Source organism: Moraxella sp. TY6 (assembly GCF_048551375.1).
GTDB lineage: Bacteria > Pseudomonadota > Gammaproteobacteria > Pseudomonadales > Moraxellaceae > Faucicola.
Map to the genome: position 1 here is coordinate 301,158 of NZ_JBLYZJ010000001.1, position 18,286 is coordinate 319,443.

At 43.2% G+C, this 18,286-nt stretch carries 15 protein-coding genes; 10 read left to right on the forward strand and 5 right to left on the reverse strand.

Annotation, left to right across the window (positions count from 1 at the left end):
- Nucleotides 1-13 precede the first annotated feature (13 nt).
- Nucleotides 14-847 carry a 2,3,4,5-tetrahydropyridine-2,6-dicarboxylate N-succinyltransferase gene (gene dapD / locus ACK1U4_RS01455; RefSeq protein WP_419399911.1) on the reverse strand — a complete coding sequence of 278 codons (834 nt, stop codon included), beginning with the start codon at nucleotides 845-847 and terminating at the stop codon, nucleotides 14-16.
- Between the two features lie 191 nt (nucleotides 848-1,038).
- On the opposite strand from dapD, the gene cysK reads away from it, so the two are divergent.
- Nucleotides 1,039-2,061: a cysteine synthase A gene (gene cysK, locus ACK1U4_RS01460; RefSeq protein ID WP_419399912.1), complete on the forward strand. Its 1,023-nt coding sequence runs from the start codon at nucleotides 1,039-1,041 to the stop codon at nucleotides 2,059-2,061.
- A 147-nt stretch (nucleotides 2,062-2,208) separates the two neighbouring features.
- Here cysK and ACK1U4_RS01465 read toward each other — a convergent pair whose 3' ends face one another.
- From ACK1U4_RS01465 to ACK1U4_RS01480, 4 genes are all read right to left on the reverse strand, one after another.
- Nucleotides 2,209-3,576 (reverse strand): MATE family efflux transporter, encoded by a 1,368-nt coding sequence (locus ACK1U4_RS01465; protein ID WP_419399913.1) that lies wholly within the window; start codon nucleotides 3,574-3,576, stop codon nucleotides 2,209-2,211.
- A gap of 104 nt (nucleotides 3,577-3,680) precedes the next feature.
- The gene (gene queA, locus ACK1U4_RS01470; protein ID WP_419399914.1) at nucleotides 3,681-4,745 is read right to left on the reverse strand and encodes a tRNA preQ1(34) S-adenosylmethionine ribosyltransferase-isomerase QueA; all 1,065 of its coding nucleotides are present in this window, start codon (nucleotides 4,743-4,745) and stop codon (nucleotides 3,681-3,683) included.
- A gap of 200 nt (nucleotides 4,746-4,945) precedes the next feature.
- A complete protein-coding gene (locus tag ACK1U4_RS01475) occupies nucleotides 4,946-5,497 on the reverse strand; it encodes an acyl-CoA thioesterase (protein ID WP_419401526.1) in 552 nt (183 codons plus the stop codon).
- 47 nt (nucleotides 5,498-5,544) lie between these two features.
- The gene (locus ACK1U4_RS01480; protein ID WP_419401527.1) at nucleotides 5,545-6,285 is read right to left on the reverse strand and encodes a hypothetical protein; all 741 of its coding nucleotides are present in this window, start codon (nucleotides 6,283-6,285) and stop codon (nucleotides 5,545-5,547) included.
- Nucleotides 6,286-6,500: 215 nt separating this feature from the next.
- Between ACK1U4_RS01480 and ACK1U4_RS01485 the strand changes: the two genes are divergently transcribed.
- From ACK1U4_RS01485 to ACK1U4_RS01525, 9 genes are all read left to right on the forward strand, one after another.
- Nucleotides 6,501-7,280, forward strand: coding sequence for a hypothetical protein (locus ACK1U4_RS01485; RefSeq protein WP_419401528.1), 780 nt, complete (start codon nucleotides 6,501-6,503; stop codon nucleotides 7,278-7,280).
- On the forward strand, nucleotides 7,277-8,857 hold the full coding sequence (locus tag ACK1U4_RS01490) for an ATP-binding cassette domain-containing protein (RefSeq protein ID WP_419401529.1): 1,581 nt from the start codon (nucleotides 7,277-7,279) through the stop codon (nucleotides 8,855-8,857). The genes ACK1U4_RS01485 and ACK1U4_RS01490 overlap by 4 nt, the downstream gene beginning before the upstream one ends.
- A 72-nt stretch (nucleotides 8,858-8,929) precedes the next feature.
- Nucleotides 8,930-10,366, forward strand: coding sequence for a coniferyl aldehyde dehydrogenase (locus ACK1U4_RS01495; RefSeq protein ID WP_419401530.1), 1,437 nt, complete (start codon nucleotides 8,930-8,932; stop codon nucleotides 10,364-10,366).
- Nucleotides 10,367-10,605: 239 nt separating this feature from the next.
- The gene (locus ACK1U4_RS01500) at nucleotides 10,606-11,712 is read left to right on the forward strand and encodes a metallophosphoesterase (RefSeq protein WP_419401531.1); all 1,107 of its coding nucleotides are present in this window, start codon (nucleotides 10,606-10,608) and stop codon (nucleotides 11,710-11,712) included.
- A gap of 165 nt (nucleotides 11,713-11,877) precedes the next feature.
- Nucleotides 11,878-13,143, forward strand: coding sequence for an HlyD family efflux transporter periplasmic adaptor subunit (locus tag ACK1U4_RS01505; protein ID WP_419401532.1), 1,266 nt, complete (start codon nucleotides 11,878-11,880; stop codon nucleotides 13,141-13,143).
- A 9-nt stretch (nucleotides 13,144-13,152) separates the two neighbouring features.
- Nucleotides 13,153-14,742, forward strand: a complete 1,590-nt coding sequence (locus ACK1U4_RS01510; RefSeq protein WP_419401533.1) for a DHA2 family efflux MFS transporter permease subunit — start codon at nucleotides 13,153-13,155, stop codon at nucleotides 14,740-14,742.
- Nucleotides 14,743-14,895: 153 nt separating this feature from the next.
- Nucleotides 14,896-16,944 carry a KUP/HAK/KT family potassium transporter gene (locus ACK1U4_RS01515; protein ID WP_419401534.1) on the forward strand — a complete coding sequence of 683 codons (2,049 nt, stop codon included), beginning with the start codon at nucleotides 14,896-14,898 and terminating at the stop codon, nucleotides 16,942-16,944.
- A 153-nt stretch (nucleotides 16,945-17,097) separates the two neighbouring features.
- Complete coding sequence (locus ACK1U4_RS01520; protein WP_419401535.1) at nucleotides 17,098-17,391, forward strand: hypothetical protein; 294 nt, start codon at nucleotides 17,098-17,100, stop codon at nucleotides 17,389-17,391.
- Between the two features lie 117 nt (nucleotides 17,392-17,508).
- Nucleotides 17,509-18,246: a hypothetical protein gene (locus ACK1U4_RS01525; RefSeq protein WP_419401536.1), complete on the forward strand. Its 738-nt coding sequence runs from the start codon at nucleotides 17,509-17,511 to the stop codon at nucleotides 18,244-18,246.
- The last annotated feature ends 40 nt before the right edge of the window (nucleotides 18,247-18,286 follow it).

Below are 18,286 nucleotides of genomic sequence, written 5' to 3' on the forward strand. Positions count from 1 at the left end.
TTTATTAGAAAAACTAATCCATTCTTAACAATTCATTAATTGACGTTTTTGAACGAGTTTGAGCATCGACTTTTTTCACAATCACCGCACAATATAAGCTATGTGAGCCATCTTTGCTTGGCAAGTTACCAGACACTACCACCGAGCCAGCAGGGATACGACCATAAGTGATTTCGCCTGTTTCACGGTCTAAGATTTTGGTGGATTGACCGATATACACGCCCATCGAAATCACCGAACCTTCTTCAACAATCACACCTTCAACGATTTCACTTCTTGCCCCAATAAAGCAATTATCTTCAATAATCGTAGGATTGGCTTGTAATGGCTCAAGTACGCCACCGATACCGACACCGCCAGATAGATGCACGTTTTTGCCGATTTGCGCACAGCTACCAACAGTCGCCCAAGTATCGACCATCGTACCTTCATCGACATACGCACCGATATTGACATACGAAGGCATCAAAATCGCACCTTTGGCAATGTATGAGCCTTTGCGAGCGACCGCAGGCGGTACGACACGCACACCAGCTTGAGCGAACTGTTCATCACCCCAGTCAGCAAATTTGGTATCGACTTTATCAAAGAATTGTACGTCACGACCGCCATTCATAATACGGTTGTCATTGAGGCGGAATGATAATAATACGGCTTTTTTGACCCATTGATTAACGACCCATTCACCATCTTTTTTCTCGGCAACACGCAATGTGCCGTTGTCCAATTGAGCTAATACATCGTTAACGGCTGTGCGAACGTGGTCGTTGGCATCATTGGGGTTGAGGGTGGTGCGGTTTTCAAAAGCATCTTCGATAATTTGCTGTAAATTTTGTAAGTTTGACATAAAAATTCCTTCCTGTTATATCAGATTGCGTCAATTATCGCCTATTGTCGCTAATTTGGGGATATTTAGCAAATTCATTTTTACAAAAAACGCATAAACTTAGTAATGATTATCATTAGACATCGTATAGTAAGTTGATTAATATGATTGATAATGATTTATGCAAAATATAACATCTTAAAGGAACAACCATGCTACAACAAACCGATCCAAAATTTACCGCCCATGCCAACCCTCACACCAGTACCAATGTGTATGCCAATAACGCTGACGCAATCGGCAACACGCCATTGGTACGCCTCAATCGTATCATGCCAAAAGGCGTGACGGTGCTTGCCAAAGTCGAAAGCCGTAATTCGGCAGGCTCGGTCAAAGACCGCATTGGGGCAGGCATGGTGGCTGATGCCGAAAAAACAGGACAGCTTAAACAAGGTATGCACATCATCGAGCCGACCAGTGGCAATACAGGCATTGCATTGGCATTTGTGGCGGCCGCCAAAGGCTATCCGATTACGCTGACCATGCCGTCTTCGATGAGTATGGAACGCCGTAAAATTTTGACGGCATTGGGGGCAAATTTGGTATTGACCGAACCTGCCAAAGGCATGAAAGGGGCAGTCGATAAAGCCGAAGAAATCCGCAACAGTGACCCTAGCAAATACTTCTTACCACAACAATTTGATAACCCTGCTAACCCTGCAACCCATGTCCAAACCACCGCCCCAGAGATTGATAAGGCACTGGGTGGCAAGATTGATGCACTGGTGGCAGGCGTGGGGACAGGTGGCACGATTTCTGGGATTGCCCGTTATTTTAAACAAAACAAAAAACAGTCACTTTATACCGTTGCAGTCGAACCTGCCGAATCGCCACTGATTGCCCAAGCCCTAAAAGGCGAAACTTTGACCCCTGCACCGCATAAAATTCAAGGCATTGGGGCGAATTTTATCCCTAAAAATTTGGCATTGGACTTGCTGGATGAAGTGATTGGTGTGACCAGTGACGATGCGATGACATGGGCAAGACGTGCGATGACCGAAGAGGGCTTGTTGGTGGGGATTTCATGTGGTGCGTCACTGAAAGCAACCTATGAATTGGCAAGCCGTCCAGAAATGCAAGGCAAAACCATCGTGGTGATTTTGCCAGACAGTGGGGAGCGGTATTTGTCGAGTGTGTTGTTTGATGGGGTATTTGATGGGGAAAATTTTAGTTAATGCTATTGATTGACCAGTCAAAGTACATTGGGACTTACGCATTTTCATAACATGTAAGTTGGGTTGAGCGTGCGAAACCGAAACCCAACATTCCCACGCTACAATTTGTCCTATTTTGAAAGCGTATCCGTTTCGCTATATTATTTGTCAAATGATGTTCCAGTTTTGCTTGAGTATTTTTTGCTGTTGTAAAACCCTTGCACCTAATAGCACAGATGCCAATCCCAGTGCCATTACCAAGGCAATCCATACACCTTTTGACCCCATACCAACAAAGCGTACCAAATATGTTCCAAGCGGAATTGCCACGCACCAATAACAAAACAGTGTGATAAACATCGGTAAAGTTGTATCTTGGATACCACGCAACATCCCAGCAAAATTCACTTGCCATGCATCAAACAGTTGGTAGAGCGTAGCAAACCACAATAACACAGATGCTTGGGCAATTACTTCCGCATTATCACTGAATAAACGAGGGATTTGCTGATGAAAAATCACTGTTAGACAAATGGTCATCAACGCCAACCCACTAGCGACCATGACGCCCAATAGCTTGATACGCAGAAGTCCTTGATAATCTTTTGCCCCAAAACGATTGGAGACCATAATTGTCAGTGCCATGGATACCGAAAATGGTAACATGAACATCTGTGACGAAATCGTCAGTGTCACTTGATGGCTCGCCACCGCAATCTCACCAAACGGACTAATAATCAATGATGCCAGACTAAATGCACTGACTTCGAAAAATATCGCCATCCCAATCGGAATACCTACTCTTAGCTGATTGGATAATTGAGATAAACTAGGTCGACTAAACTGGTGAAAAAATCGTGGCTTGGCAAAAATCGGATTTTTTGACCCAATTAAATAGCCCATTAATAATAAAAAATCCACCCATAATGTCAAAGCAGACGCATAGCCACAGCCTGCACCACCCAAAGCAGGTAGCCCAATGCTAGGCACACCGTGAATAAATGCATAATTAAACGGAATATTCAATAGCAACCCAATAATACTAATCACCATCACTACTACAGGCTGTTTAAGGCTTTCGGTGTAGCACCGTAGACTGGTATAAATACAAACTGCAGGGAAACCCAATGAAATACCAAAAATAAACTCTTTGGCAATTGGCTGAATATTACCAGGTACGCCCATATAATCAAACAGATAATGGAGCTGATTAATCAACAAAAATCCGACTATTCCTGTCAATAACGCTAACCATAATGACTGCTGAGTAATAAAAGGAATATCTTGTGGACGTTGTTGTCCAATGGCTTCGCCCAATAGAGGCGTAGTTGCAATCAATACCCCAATTGCCAACAAATATGCAGGCATCCACAGCCCAGCCCCAATTGCGACCCCAGATAAATCCAACGCAGACACTTGCCCAGCCATCAGTGTATCAACCAAGCTTAGACCAGACTGGCAAATTTGGGTAATCAAAATGGGAATCGTCAGCATAAATAATTGACGTAAATCTTGCCGAACGGGCAGTGATAACATAAAACACTCTTATCAGTAATTGGACAACATGCTTAAGCTCTATGAATAAAGACACTAGCCCCTTGTATTCACAGGGCTGGCAAATGATTAAACAGTTTTTGACATTACCAAGTATCCAATAACATCGCATCGCCATAGCTAAAGAACCGATATTGTTGCTCGATGGCGTGTTGATAGGCTTGTTTTATCGCATCTGTCCCTGCAAATGCCGAAACGAGCATCAATAAGGTCGATTTGGGTAAATGAAAATTGGTAATCAAACGGTCAATCACGCCAAATTGAAATGATGGATAAATAAAAATATCGGTATCGCCCTGCCATGCTCCAAGCTGACTTTGATCGCCACTTTTTACCGCCAAATAAGCCGTTTCTAACACCCGAGTCACAGTCGTTCCCACCGCAATCACTTTACCGCCATTGGCTTTGGTTTGGTTAATCAAATCTGCGGTAGCTTGTGGTAACTCTGCATATTCAGAGTGCATTTTATGGCTCAAAATATCGTCCGTTTTGACAGGGGCAAATGTCCCTGCACCAACATGGAGCGTGACAAAGGCGGTGTTTACACCTTTAGCATTAAGCTGTGCCAAAATATTCTCATCAAAATGTAGACTTGCGGTAGGAGCAGCGACACTGGCGAGTTTGGCAGGGTCGTGAAATACCGTCTGATAGCGGTTTTCATCATTGTCATCGGCATGGCGTTCAAAATAGGGCGGAATCGGTAATTCGCCATATTGCTCAAGAATCGGTAAAATCGCTCGGTCAAATTGCAACACAAACAAATTTTCTTCACGCCCCAACATAGTGATAGTAATCGACCCATCGCCAACGCTCAAGGTCTGTCCGACTTTTGGGCTACGACTGGCTCGCACATGGCAAAGAGCAGTGTTTGTTTGCTGAGTTGTGGGGTCATCTGGCAAAATTCGTTCAACCAAAATTTCGACCGCACCGCCACTTTGTTTTTGTCCAAATAGGCGGGCTTTCATCACCTTGGTGTCATTAAAAACGATTAAATCGCCACGATTTAACAGGTTTGGCAAGTCGGTAAACAGTTTATCGCTGATTTGCCCACCCTTTGCCACATACAGCAAACGAGAGGCAGACCGCTCGGCAAGTGGATAGCGAGCGATTAAATTTTCGGGTAAATGATAATCAAAATCGGATAATTTCATAGTTTTTGCAATGCTTGTATAATGGTAGGGGCGTATTGAATACGCCCTTGTAAATGTTAGGACTTACGCAAAAGACACTGGATTCCTGCATTCGCAGGAATGACTGAGTATTTTTAATTTACTCGTCACCCCTGCGTAGGCAGGGGTCTAGCGTCTTTATTTAACAGGATAAATTAAAAATTTGCGTAAGTCCTAAATGTTTATTTTTCAGCTTGTGGAAACGGACGTAATTTATCCGCCTCAGCCCATGCTTTGACCCACTCATTTGGTGGTAGCACAAAGTCCTTTTCCCCAATCGCCTCAAGCACATCGACAGTCGGAATAACCTTGCCTGTCTTGATATTGGTCACGCCTGTACGGAGTAGGGCATGGCAAGTTGGCTGACCCTTGACCCACATACTTTGGTCAACATAAATCCATCTATCATCAATTGCTACGATTTTGGTTTTAATTGTGACTTTATCCATCAAGCGGATGCGTTTGCGATATTGGATGGTACTACCTGCCACTACCAATCCCCAACGATTTTTTATCAGTTTCCCTGCCAATCCTGAACGGATGGCAAAGTCATTGCGACCCAAATCAAATAGGGTAAAAATCCGCCCATTATTCATTTCCAAAAAATTGTCCATGTCATTGATATTGGCGGTAAGGGTGATTTCACCTGTATCGGTAAGGGTGAGGTTTTGCCCTTGTTGGTGTTTTACAAGGCTTTTGATGGCGTGCGTGCCAAGACGTAAAAAAGGGTACATAAGTTCTCTGTGAAGTTAAATTAAAACTTGGTCAAATTAAAGCTTATTTATTTGATAATCCATCCCACCAAACACACAATAAATAGTACAATGGCGATGAGTAGGCAGTTTTTTAATAGCTTGTTTTTACTGGTCAATTCGCTCACTTGGGCTTTGAGTTCGGCTTCAGTGATACCAAATTGGGCGATTTGGGATTTTTGCTCATCTATGCGTTGACGGTATTCGGCAACCGTGGTTTTGGGTTTGGCAGTTTTTTCACTGTCAGACTTGTCACTGTTGGGTTTTTTACCGCTCACGGATTGTAGGATATTTTGCACAATTTTGCTGATACCCACGGTCAATAAAAATTGTTTGACTTGAGCGACTTTTTCCATTTCACCCAATAGTTGTAGCTTTTCGACCCCAGCGACTTTATGGGTAAAAATCGCCTGTGCCAACTCCCAAGTAAAGCCATTGATAGTGACATCGACCTGTTGGCTAGGCTGTAACTGGCTATCGAGTAGAATCCCATTGACCGTAAATGTGGCATAAAATGTGGTGTGAGGCACATACGAGCGGATGGCTACCACGGTATTTTGTTGGGCTAGTGGGTAGACGGTTTGACGCAATTCGCTATCAAAACGTAATAACAAGGTCAGTAACGTTTCGATGATGACTAACAGTACGCTGAGGGCATTTTGACTCAAGTGGTTTAGGTTTTGGTCAATACTGTTGTTTGGGTTGATGTTGGCATTGGCATTGGGAGTTGAGTCAATGCTTGGGCGAGTTGTTGTGGTATCATCACGCATGGATAAGTCCAAAAATTACCTTATTGTTTTTGAAAGACGGCTAATGGGGCTTATAATACCTGTTGGCTACGGATTACTCTAGCGTTGGTGATGAATTTTAGCAAAAAACTACAATAATCAAGACAAAACCTGTGTTATTTTTGGTTTAAATGGCGATAAAAGATGCTAATTAGCTATAATTGAGTGCAGTTATTGATTTGGTTAAAGGATAAAATATGAATGCAGGTTTTGTGGCAGGGACGTTGGTGCATACGGATAGAGGCTTAGTTCCTATCCAAAATTTACAAGTTGGGGATTTGGTTTGGTCGAAATCGCTAAAAGAAAATACGGAATCTTTAAAAGCCATTCAAAATGTTTCAACAATTCAAAATGCTGAAATTTGGAAAGTTGAGTATTTACCAAGTGTGGGTTCAGAAGATGAGTATTTATTATTTGTGGGTAGTGATACTTATATTTGGGTGAATGGCGATGCAGAAGGCTATGAAGGCACGAAAATTGGTTGGACAAAAGCTGATGATGAAATGCAAACTTCCAGTAGCGTAAATTTAATAGGGGTGAACATAGGTGTGATTAGCCATACTACGCCTACATTTAACACACATTTGAAAAATGTCGCCTTTACTGTCGATACTTGGGATAGCACGCCTGAATTATTGATTGATTTTAATGCAAACAATCAAAGCTATTTTATGTTTGATTTATTTGACCAAGTTTATTTTGCTCAAAATTTTCCGACAATGGCACAAGGTACAATCTACGTTGATGGCGATGACATTGAAGAAAGTGGCTATATTTATAACAATGATTTCAAGTTTGATAAATATCCTTTAGTTGCTAAATTTATTCAAAATTTTATTGATGGTAAAAGCCAACAGCGACAAGGGTTTTTTACTACTACAACTTATCAATTAGAAATTGCAGACAATCATAATTATTTTGTGGGAAATTTAGGCGTTTTAGTTGGCGATTCCACCATTCAAGGAAATGTTGAATGAGTGAATTGCTAACCGTCCAAAACCTCACCATAAAATCCACTACCCAAACCCTAGTGGACAATTTGTCTTACACCTTACAAAAAGGCGAAACCCTCGCCATTGTCGGTGAAAGTGGCTCTGGCAAATCCCTCTCAAGCCTTGCCTTATTAGGATTATTACCAAATAGCCTAAGCAAATCAAAATCTAACGAAACTATATTCCAACAAATCCGAGGCAAACGCATTGGTATGATTTTCCAAGAACCAATGACCGCCTTAAACCCATTGCACAACATTGGCAAACAAATCGCTGAATCGCTTGCTATGGCAGGCGTGGCAAAAAAAGACTGGCGACAGCAAACCATTGACTTACTCACCCAAGTCAATACCCCAGACCCAGCCAACAAACTCGGTCGCTATCCGCATGAACTGTCTGGCGGACAACGCCAAAGGGTGATGATAGCCATGGCATTAGCACAAAATCCGCAAATCTTGATAGCCGATGAGCCAACCACTGCCCTTGATGTCAGCTTACGCCATGAGGTTTTGGGCTTGCTTGACCACCTCAAGCGTGAGCGTGGCATGGCGATGCTATTGATTAGCCATGATTTAAACCTTGTCAAACGCTACAGCGACCATATCATCGTCATGCAACAAGGCAAAGTAATGGAGCAGGGGACGACCCAAGCGATTTTTGACAATCCAAGGCATGAATATACTAAATCCTTGATTTATCAAGATTTTGGCAAAAGTCTGCCAACGCTTGACAATGCCCCTACTGTGCTACAAGTCAATGATTTAACCCTACAATTCCCCACGCAAACCAATCTCTTTGGCAAAGTTACCCAGTATTTTACCGCCGTTAATCGGTTATCGTTTGCGGTGCGACAAAGGCAAAGTTTGGGAATTATTGGTGAAAGTGGTTCTGGCAAAACCACGACTGCGTTAGCCTTGATTAAATTATTGGGTAATTCTGCCAAAGTGACAGGCGAAATTTTGTTGAATCCGCATTTATCAACGTCTGTGGTAAGCCTATCGAACCATGACGTTGCCAATGCTAATCATCCTTCGACAAGCTCAGAGCAAACGCAAGATTTTACCAATATTTTACCCTTGTCAAATAAAGGTTTTTTGCCGTATCGCAGTCAAATCCAAATGGTTTTCCAAGACCCATATGCGAGTATCAATCCTCGTTTTAGCGTGTTTGAAATCATTGAAGAAGGTTTGATGGTGCAAGGCATTGGCAAGCTAGAGCGAGAGCAAGCGGTGCTAAACGCATTGGACACGGTACGGTTGCCACGAGATTTTATTCATCGTTATCCGCATGAATTGTCAGGTGGTCAGCGTCAGCGTGTGGCATTGGCTAGGGCGTTGGTGATGAAGCCGAAGATTTTGTTATTGGATGAGCCGACTTCCGCCCTTGATAGCAGTACCCAAATTGCGGTGGTAAAATTACTTAGGGAAATTCAAGCCGAGTTTGGCTTAAGCTATATTTTTATTAGCCATGATTTGGCAGTGGTGAAGGCATTATGTCAACATATTTTGATATTAAAAGACGGACAATGCCAAGCCTATTTGCCAACACAGGATTTTTTATAAGTCAGTGAGCAAGATTCAATATGGTTTTCCGTCTATATTTACCAATGTGCTTGAAATATGCAAGGAATACGCATGCCAAATGATATTAGTCCCAATGCCAATACGCCATTGACAATGCTTGATAAGCAATTCTCCCTTATGCGTAACGCTAGTCGCCAATACCCACAAGCCACTTGGGCGGTTCGCTTGCAACGGCTGAATCAGCTTGAAAAACTTGTTGCCGACAACCAATCGGCTATTATTGAGGCTATCAGTCAAGATTTTGGCTTTCGCTCGCCTGCCGAAACCACCATGCTAGAAATTTTTCCCAGTTTAGAAGCGGTACGACATGCTATCCGTCATGGCAAAGCATGGTTAGCACCTAAGCGTGTGCGGACAGGTAAGTGGTTTTTACCTGCTACCAGCTATGTTCAGCCTAGACCTTTGGGGGTAGTGGGCATTATTGCCCCTTGGAATTATCCGTTGTATTTGGTGATTGCCCCTTTGGCTGGGGCGTTGGTCGCAGGCAATCGAGCCATGCTCAAGGTGTCTGAGGCAACCCCATATTTTGAGCAGTGGCTAGCGATGGCATTGCCTCAGTATTTCTCGGCGGATGAGGTGACTTTGATACAAGGTGATATTGAGGTTGCCAAAGCCTTTAGCCAGTTGGCATTTGACCATTTATTTTTTACAGGTTCGACTGCCATAGGCAAGCAGATTATGCAATCCGCTTCTGCCAATCTCACCCCTGTTACTCTAGAATTGGGAGGAAAATCCCCTGTGGTGATTACGCCAAGTGCGGATATTGCCTATACCGCCAAGCGAGTGTGGACAGGTAAAAGCTTGAATGCAGGACAGACTTGCATTGCCCCAGATTATGCACTGATTAACCCATCACAACAAGCGTTATTTATCGACCAATCAAAACAGTGGTTCAATGAGCATTATCCTAATTTACAGACCAATTCAGATTATAGTTTTATGGTGAATCGCAAGCAAGCCCTACGTGTGAAAGGTTATTTGGAGGAAGCCCAAAGTTTAGGAGCAACCTTGCATCCGCTGACGACTCATCATGTGAACATTAATACAGGTTTTTTTCCACCGATGATTGTGACGGATTTACCCCCACATGCCAAATTGCTAAATGAGGAAATTTTTGCCCCTATTTTACCCTTGGTCAGTTATCATCAGCTTGATGACGCAGTGGCGTATATTAATGCTTGTGACCGCCCTTTGGCATTGTATATTTTTGGGGAAAATCATACTGAGGTACAACAGGTGCTGACCCAAACGGTGAGTGGTGGGGCGTGTATCAATGAAACGTTATATCATATTGCTCAACAAAGTCTACCTTTTGGTGGTGTAGGGGCATCAGGGATGGGACGGTATCATGGGCATTATAGTTTTGATACGTTTTCTCATGCCCAAGCGGTATTTAAGCAGGTACGTCCTAATTTTACCAATCTATTACAACCACCTTACGGCAAATTATTTTGGCGGATGATGGGACTGATTATCAAATGGCGTTAACTAATTATCAGTTTGTTAAAATTAAGTCTTGTTAAAAACCCAAAATCCTGTCAAAATACCGCCCATCGGATGAGCCGATATCCAAAAACCCAGTTGTTCTCGCAACTGGGTTTTTTAATGCATAAAAACTTTACCTATCAGTAACAATTTAAGCCAATCTACAATATTGTAAAATAAAATTAAACCATTATATCTAATCCTTTAGATTATAAAATCAATTTTTATCAAAAGGTTGCTCTATGCGTTGGTTGTTTTTAGCGGTCATTATCATTTTATTTGAATTACTGACCTATGGCGTGTGGCGTGGGCTGGCGTGGTGGGGTAGGGATTTATTGTCGCTCAAGACCATTGATTGGCTAAAATGGACGCTATTTGCCATTGGTAATGGCTTGTTAGTGCTGGCGATGGTACGGCTAGGCAGTGGTTGGCTAAAAGTGAGTATGACTTGGCTGACCTTGCTCTGGCTATTTATCATGGCAATGGCAGTGGTCGGCTTGCTAAATTGGGGGATGACGCACTTATTTTCTCAATTATCCATCAAAATCGGCTTTGCTCAATGGGGCGTGCGAGTGCTATTGCCCTTGCTGTGGGTAGGGTTGATTGGGCTGAGTGTCTACAATGCCTATACGCCTGTGGTACGTCATGTCACAGTGCATACTAATCAACCACTAGCCAAGCCGATTCGCTTGGGTATGGTGTCAGATTTGCATTTGGGGGTATTGGTCGGTAATCGTCAGTTGACTAAATTGACGGAGTTGGTCAAAACCCAAGGCGTTGAGTTATTGCTGATGGCAGGCGATGTGATGGATGATAACACCGACTATTATGAGAGCGAAAAAATGCAACCTGCATTACAACAGCTTGCCAAAGCTGTGCCGATGGGGATTTATGCTTCGTTGGGCAACCATGATATGTATGGGCATGAGTCTGCGATTCGTGAAGCGATTAAACAGGCGGATATCACTTTATTGGCAGATAGTGGGGTATTGGTGGATGAGCGGTTTTGGTTGATTGGGCGGTTGGATAATCATGCCAGTCATCGCAAAGACACCAAAGATTTATTGCCTCAAGTGATTGATAAACCGATTATTTTACTTGACCATGAACCCAATGGCATTGATGAAAATGTTCAATTACCCATTGATTTACAGCTATCTGGGCATACCCATAATGGGCAAATGTTTCCTGCTAATTTTATTGTGCAAGCCATCAATCGGTTGGGTTATGGGCATGAACGTATCAATGATACAGATGTGATTGTCAGCTCTGGCTACGGTTTTTGGGGCGTGCCGTTGCGATTGGGGTCACAGGCAGAAATTTGGGTGATTGATTTGGTGGGTCAATGATTTTGGTTAATTCCTCATATCACACATGGTTTTAATCTTTAGAATGTCTTATAATAGCCCCTATATTGTCAAATAACGCTTTAGATGCTTTTGTATGTTGTGTTAAGTCAAAAATCCGTCTGTTTTTCAGACGGATTTTTTGGCTTAGACCTTAGGGAATAATTCATGTCTGATATGCCTTCAACGACCGTACCCACCACCACTGATGATAGCCAAAAAAAATCATCACGCCGTAAAAACTTACTGATATTTACCTTGTTGGTTTTGGCTATCATGGCGACTTTAGCCTTTTTTTATCTGACGCAATGGCGATACGAAGTGGCAACCGAAGATGCCTATGTCAATGGTAATCAGGTGCAAATTACCTCACAAATCACAGGCACGGTGCAAGCTATTGGCGTAAATGACACCGATGTGGTGAAAGCAGGTCAGTTATTAATCTCACTTGATCAAGCCGATAATGCCCTAGCCCTCGAAACTGCCAAAGCCCAACTCAAAACCGCCATTCACCAATTCAAAACCCAATCTGCCAACGTCACCCAAGCGGACACATCTATCATTCAAGCCCAAACCGCCATGAATGAAGTGGATGCCCAAATCAAAGCCTCACAAGTGGCACTACAATCAGCACAAGCGGATTATCAACGCCGAGCCACCTTATTGAGCCAAAATGCGGTATCCAAAGAAGAAGTGCAACACGCAATGGATGCGGTCAATAAAGCCAAAACTCAACTGGATGCCTCATTGGCACGTCAAGCCACTGCCAAAACCGCTGTCGATACTGCAAAAGCCCAACGTAATACCACGATTGCCAATTTGGGGGATAGAAATGTACTGTCCCAACCTGTGGTGCAGACCGCCATCACTAATATCGAAAATGCGTGGCTAAATCTCAATCGCACCCAAATCATCGCCCCCATTGATGGACAAATTGCCAAACGCAGTGTGCAACTTGGACAAAAAATCAATGCAGGCACGGCTTTGATGACCATTGTGCCATTACATGAATTATGGGTCGATGCCAATTTTAAAGAAAGCCAACTCAAAGATATTCGATTGGGGCAAACGGTCACACTTATCTCAGATATTTATGGGGAAGACGTGGTGTATCATGGCAAAGTTGTCGGCTTATCCGCAGGTACAGGCAGTGCATTTTCGGTGCTACCTGCCCAAAATGCCACAGGTAACTGGATTAAAGTCACCCAGCGAGTCCCTGTACGTGTCGCCTTAGATAGTAAAGAATTGTTGGCACATCCTTTACGAGTCGGCTTGAGTATGCACGCATCCATTGACAGTCGTGACCAAGCAGGCAAGCCTCAAGTCGCTACCACCACCGCCAATGCCAAGCCTGTTGCCTCAGTTGATTTGACCCCCAACATGACAGGGGCAAAACAAATCATCCAACAAATTCTCCAAGAAAATCAATCATAAGGGGCGACCGTGGCAGAAGCAATAAACCCCAGCGTGCCGTCTGATACAGCGTCCGCATCCCCCAAACAGGCAAAACCTGCCCAATCGCCTCATCAACACCTGCAACCCATGTCAGGTATGCCGTTAGCGATTACCACCTTTGCCCTGTCGATGGCAGTGTTTATGATGGTACTGGACTCGACCATTGCTAATGTGGCATTACCCACCATCGCAGGTGATTTGGGGGCGGCGACTTCACAAGGCACATGGGTGATTACCATGTTTGCCGTGTCAAATGCAATTTCGATTCCCCTAACAGGCTGGCTGGCAAGGCAATTTGGTTCGGTGAAAGTATTTTTATGGTCAGCCAGTTTGTTTGTCTTTTGCTCATGGCTATGTGGGGTATCGCATAGTTTGCCGATGTTGATTATTGCACGTATGGCTCAAGGGGCGGTGGCAGGCCCGATGATTCCTTTGTCCCAAAGCCTACTGATGCAGAGTTTTCCTCTGCAAAAACGGGCCCTTGCCTTGGGCTTGTTTTCGATGGTGGTGGTGACAGCCCCAATTTTAGGGCCAATTTTGGGTGGTTATTTGGTTGATAATTATCATTGGGGTTGGATTTTCTTTATTAATATTCCGATTGGTGTGGTGGCAATTATTTTGGCATGGCAACAGCTTAAAGACCGAGAAACTCCTATTGTCAAAACTGATATTGATAAAATTGGGCTGATGTTGTTGGTGATTGGGGTGGGAGCATTGCAGTTTTTTCTGGATAGAGGTCGAGAGTTAGACTGGTTTGCCTCCCCTGAAATCATTGTTTTGGCAACAGTTAGCATCTTGTGCCTAGGTTATTTGGTGATTTGGGAGCGAGGCGAAACCCATCCCATTGTGGACTTATCGTTATTTCAAGACCGCAATTTTACCATTGGTACATTGGTGATTAGCTTGGCATTTTTGGTGTATATGGGAGCGATTGTGTTGTTGCCTGTGATGCTTCAACAGACGATGGGCTATACCTCGGTATGGGCAGGCTTGGCAGCCGCTCCGATTGGATTTTTCCCTGTATTATTGACCCCCATCATCGGTAAATATGCTCGTAATATGGACATGCGAATCTTGGTGACACTGAGCTTTTTGGTGTATTGGTCAACTTTTTGGTGGCGAAGTCATTTTAACCCACAGATGGATTATTGGGATGTGTTTTGGCCTCAATTTATGCAAGGTCTAGGCACGGCGATGTTTTTTATGCCATTGACCGCCATTTCTTTATCCAATGTCCCACCACAAAAAATGGCATCGGCAACAGGTTTGTTTACTTTTGTTCGTACATTGGCAGGGGGTATCGGTGCTTCATTGGTGATGACGGTGTGGGAACGGCGAAGCATTGAGCATCATGCGTATTTGAGTGAAACAGCGACATTAGGCTCAAATGCTCAAGCATGGTTGGCTCAAATGCAGGCATCTGGCATGAGTCAAGAGCAGGCATTGGTATTATTAAACCAACAAATTACCCAACAATCCATGATTATTGGCTCAAATGATGTGTTTTATGGGTTTGGGATGCTTTTTTTATTGTTAATTGGCTTGATTTGGTTGGCAAAACCGCCATTTCATCATTGATTTTAGACAGTTATCAATCAAGCAACGCATTGGTTTATAATACAAAAATGATAGGACTACAATAACAATCACGCTTTGTTACAAAAATTATTTATATGTTACTTTAATGTAATAAGCTTTATAATAGGGCATCTTTATCAATCTAGCGATGCTATGAGTCAATCACACACCAAAACCTCAATGCCTGCTTTGACGTTAGGGGCAATTGGGGTCGTCTATGGCGATATCGGCACAAGCGTGCTGTATTCCATGAAAGAAGTTTTCAATGCAGGTCATGTCGCCTTCAATCCTGCCAATATCTTTGGGGTTTTGTCGTTATTTGTTTGGACAATTACCATCATTGTCAGTGTCAAATATATCTCACTTGTGCTACGAGCCGACAATAAAGGCGAGGGCGGTCTGATTGCTATGTTAGCATTGGCATCCAATGCGGTACGTCATCGCCCACGATTACACTCACTGATTTTATTGGTGGGGATTTTTGGGACGTGTCTATTTTATGGCGATGGGGTGATTACGCCTTCCATTTCGGTGTTGTCTGCGGTTGAAGGTCTGACTGTGGTGTCACCTGCCATGCACGGTGTGGTAATCCCTGCCACTTTGACGATTTTATTTGTGTTATTTTTTGCCCAAAAATTCGGCACAAAAGGCATTGGTAAGCTGTTTGGACCTGTGATGGTGTTGTGGTTTATTTTGATTGCAGGCATTGGCATTTATCATATTCAGCATAATGTCGAGATTTTACAAGCCGTCAATCCCTTATATGCCTTTGATTTTATTATGACTAATCCCACGTTGGCATTTATCATCCTTGGGGCGGTGGTGCTGTGTGTGACAGGCGGTGAGGCATTGTATGCAGACATGGGGCATTTTGGTAAAACCCCGATTCGTATTGCATGGTTTGCCATCGTGATGCCTGCATTATTGCTTAATTATTTTGGACAAGGGGCATTTTTACTGGCGAATCCAGCAGGCAAGGCGAATCCGTTCTTTTTAATGATTCCTGAAATCATGCGAATCCCAATGGTGGTAATGGCGACTTTGGCGACAGTGATTGCCTCGCAAGCCTTGATTTCTGGGGCATTTAGTATCACCAAACAAGTGGTACAATTGGGCTTTTTACCTCGGATGCGGATTATTTATACCAATGTCAAAGAAGTGGGGCAAATTTATATTCCTGCGATTAATTGGGGGCTATTTATTGCCATTGCCTTTGCCGTGGTGATGTTCAAATCCTCCGAAGCTTTGGCGGCCGCCTATGGGATTGCCGTGTGTACTGATATGCTGATTACCACGATTTTGACCTATTTTGTGGTGCGATATGCGTGGAAATATCCGCTGTATATCTGCTTTGGCGTGACCAGCGTGTTTTTTGTGGTGGACTTTTTATTTTGGTCGTCCAATTTGCTCAAGCTATTCAAAGGCGGTTGGTTTCCGCTGATGCTAGGGGCAATCATGTTTATCATTATGATTACATGGCGTGATGGCAAAAACTTGGTACATATCGTACATACCACAGGGCAAATGGGGTTGAAGTCATTTTTGGATGATTTGTTTGGCAGTTTTAACACCAAAAAACTACAGAATGCCCTTGAAGCGACCCAAGCCAAACTTCAGGCGGTCAGCGAAGATATGCAACAGCAAATTGGTGAAACCAGTGCTGAATTGCAAAAACAACATCAAGTGCTACAAGACCAGCTCATTCGCCAACAAAAATGCCAATTATTATTTGAAAATATCAAAAAAATCAAAGGTATTGCGGTTTTTTTGGTGGCAGAACAGGATATCGTACCTGTTGCCCTTAAACAAAATCTAAAACATAACAAATGTCTACATGAATACAATGTGTTTGTGACCGTCAATACCCATGAAACGCCTTGGATTGGCATGAATAAGCGCAGTGATGTCACCTATCTTGGGCATAACTGTTGGAAAGTAGTATTAAACTTTGGCTTTAAGAACGACCCTGATGTACCAGAATCACTCAAGCATATTCAGCAGTTTAATTTAGACTTTGACCCTGCCAAAGTGAGCTATTTCTTGTCGCATGAAGCGGTTGTCGCCAGTGAAACGGTCAAAGGTATGGCGTTATGGCGTGAAAAACTGTTTGCCCATATGCACCGCAATGCAGGCACGGCGGCGGAATTCCTCAAACTACCCAGTAACAATGTGGTGGAAATGGGAGCGAAAGTGGAGATTTAGCAGTAAGTTGGTAAGAATGGGTTACCCAATCTTGCAACCTTGTACAAAAACTAAACTAATTATTAGTTTGATAACAAAAACACCGTGAAAAATAGCACAATGATACTAAGGGATTTTTTATAATGTAGGCTATCAAATCCCAAGGAATCTCTTATGAAACCATCACGGCATAGCACCCAAGCTTGTTTGCCCACTGCTCGCATTGTGGGTGTGCCAATTTATGAGCAGAATCCGCTGTCATTTAGCTTTATTAATGAACCAACGACCAAACCATCTAAACTATCTAAAAATACCACTGAGTCAAAAAAAGCGGATAACACGCCATCATCTGAATCTGACCCTTGTAAACACCCTTGGCAAAAAAATCGCCAATGGCTTGGCATGGTATTTATCGTGTGTTTTTTGGTGGCGATGGGTTTATTGATTACGTCTATTTATACCGCCTAAATAACTGCTTAACCTAAATAACTGTTTAAAGAATAGTTAATATTCTGTTTGACATATCTCACCACCCGAAATCATGTTATATTACGCACTTTGCGACCGATGATTTTTGGAGTGATTTTGTCAAATTTAATAAACCACCTTTCATCAACACAATCCTCACAACCCTGCGATTTATTGACTTGTATCGGTACGACTTTGCCAACATGGCAAGTTCACCGCTGTCAATTAACCACGTCAATCATTGACCAACACGCCCCCATAAAATTTCTTTACCATTATGAAACGCTTACTGATACGTTAAAACTTGCCCACCCATTGCAAGGGGCATTGCTCCAGCATTTTGACCGTCTATTGACACGCCAACAGTTTGCTGAGTTGCTTGGGCTAGATATGACCCAAGTGGCAATGCCGTGGCAATTAAAATTTAGCGGTAAATTGGTGGTGTTTTGCCATCAGCCAGAAATTGCCTTGCGATTGCATTGGACAAACACCGCCAAGGCATTTGAATTGGGTTATCAGTCTGACCTTGAAACCGCTGTGACACAGGCATTCCGCCATTGGCAATGGGTAGATGGGGTGGAAGTGGTCAATAAAAATCCCAATGTCAGCCTCTTTGCCAGTCTAGTTGAGTTAGTCGAAGCCAATACCGCATCGGATTTGACACTTGATAATCCGCATCCATTAGTAAATGTATGGCAACAGTCGACTCATCAAGGGTTTGAGGCCTTGCCGACAGCGATTGCGGTGCGGATTCAGCGGTATTTGCGTGATCAAGATGACTTGATAAAACCGTGGCTTGAGCAAATGCAAGATATGGCGATGGACGAAGCAAGGCAATATTTGGCAGAATTATAGTGATTTTGTTATTAATTGCTCAGTGACGCTATCACTTTTG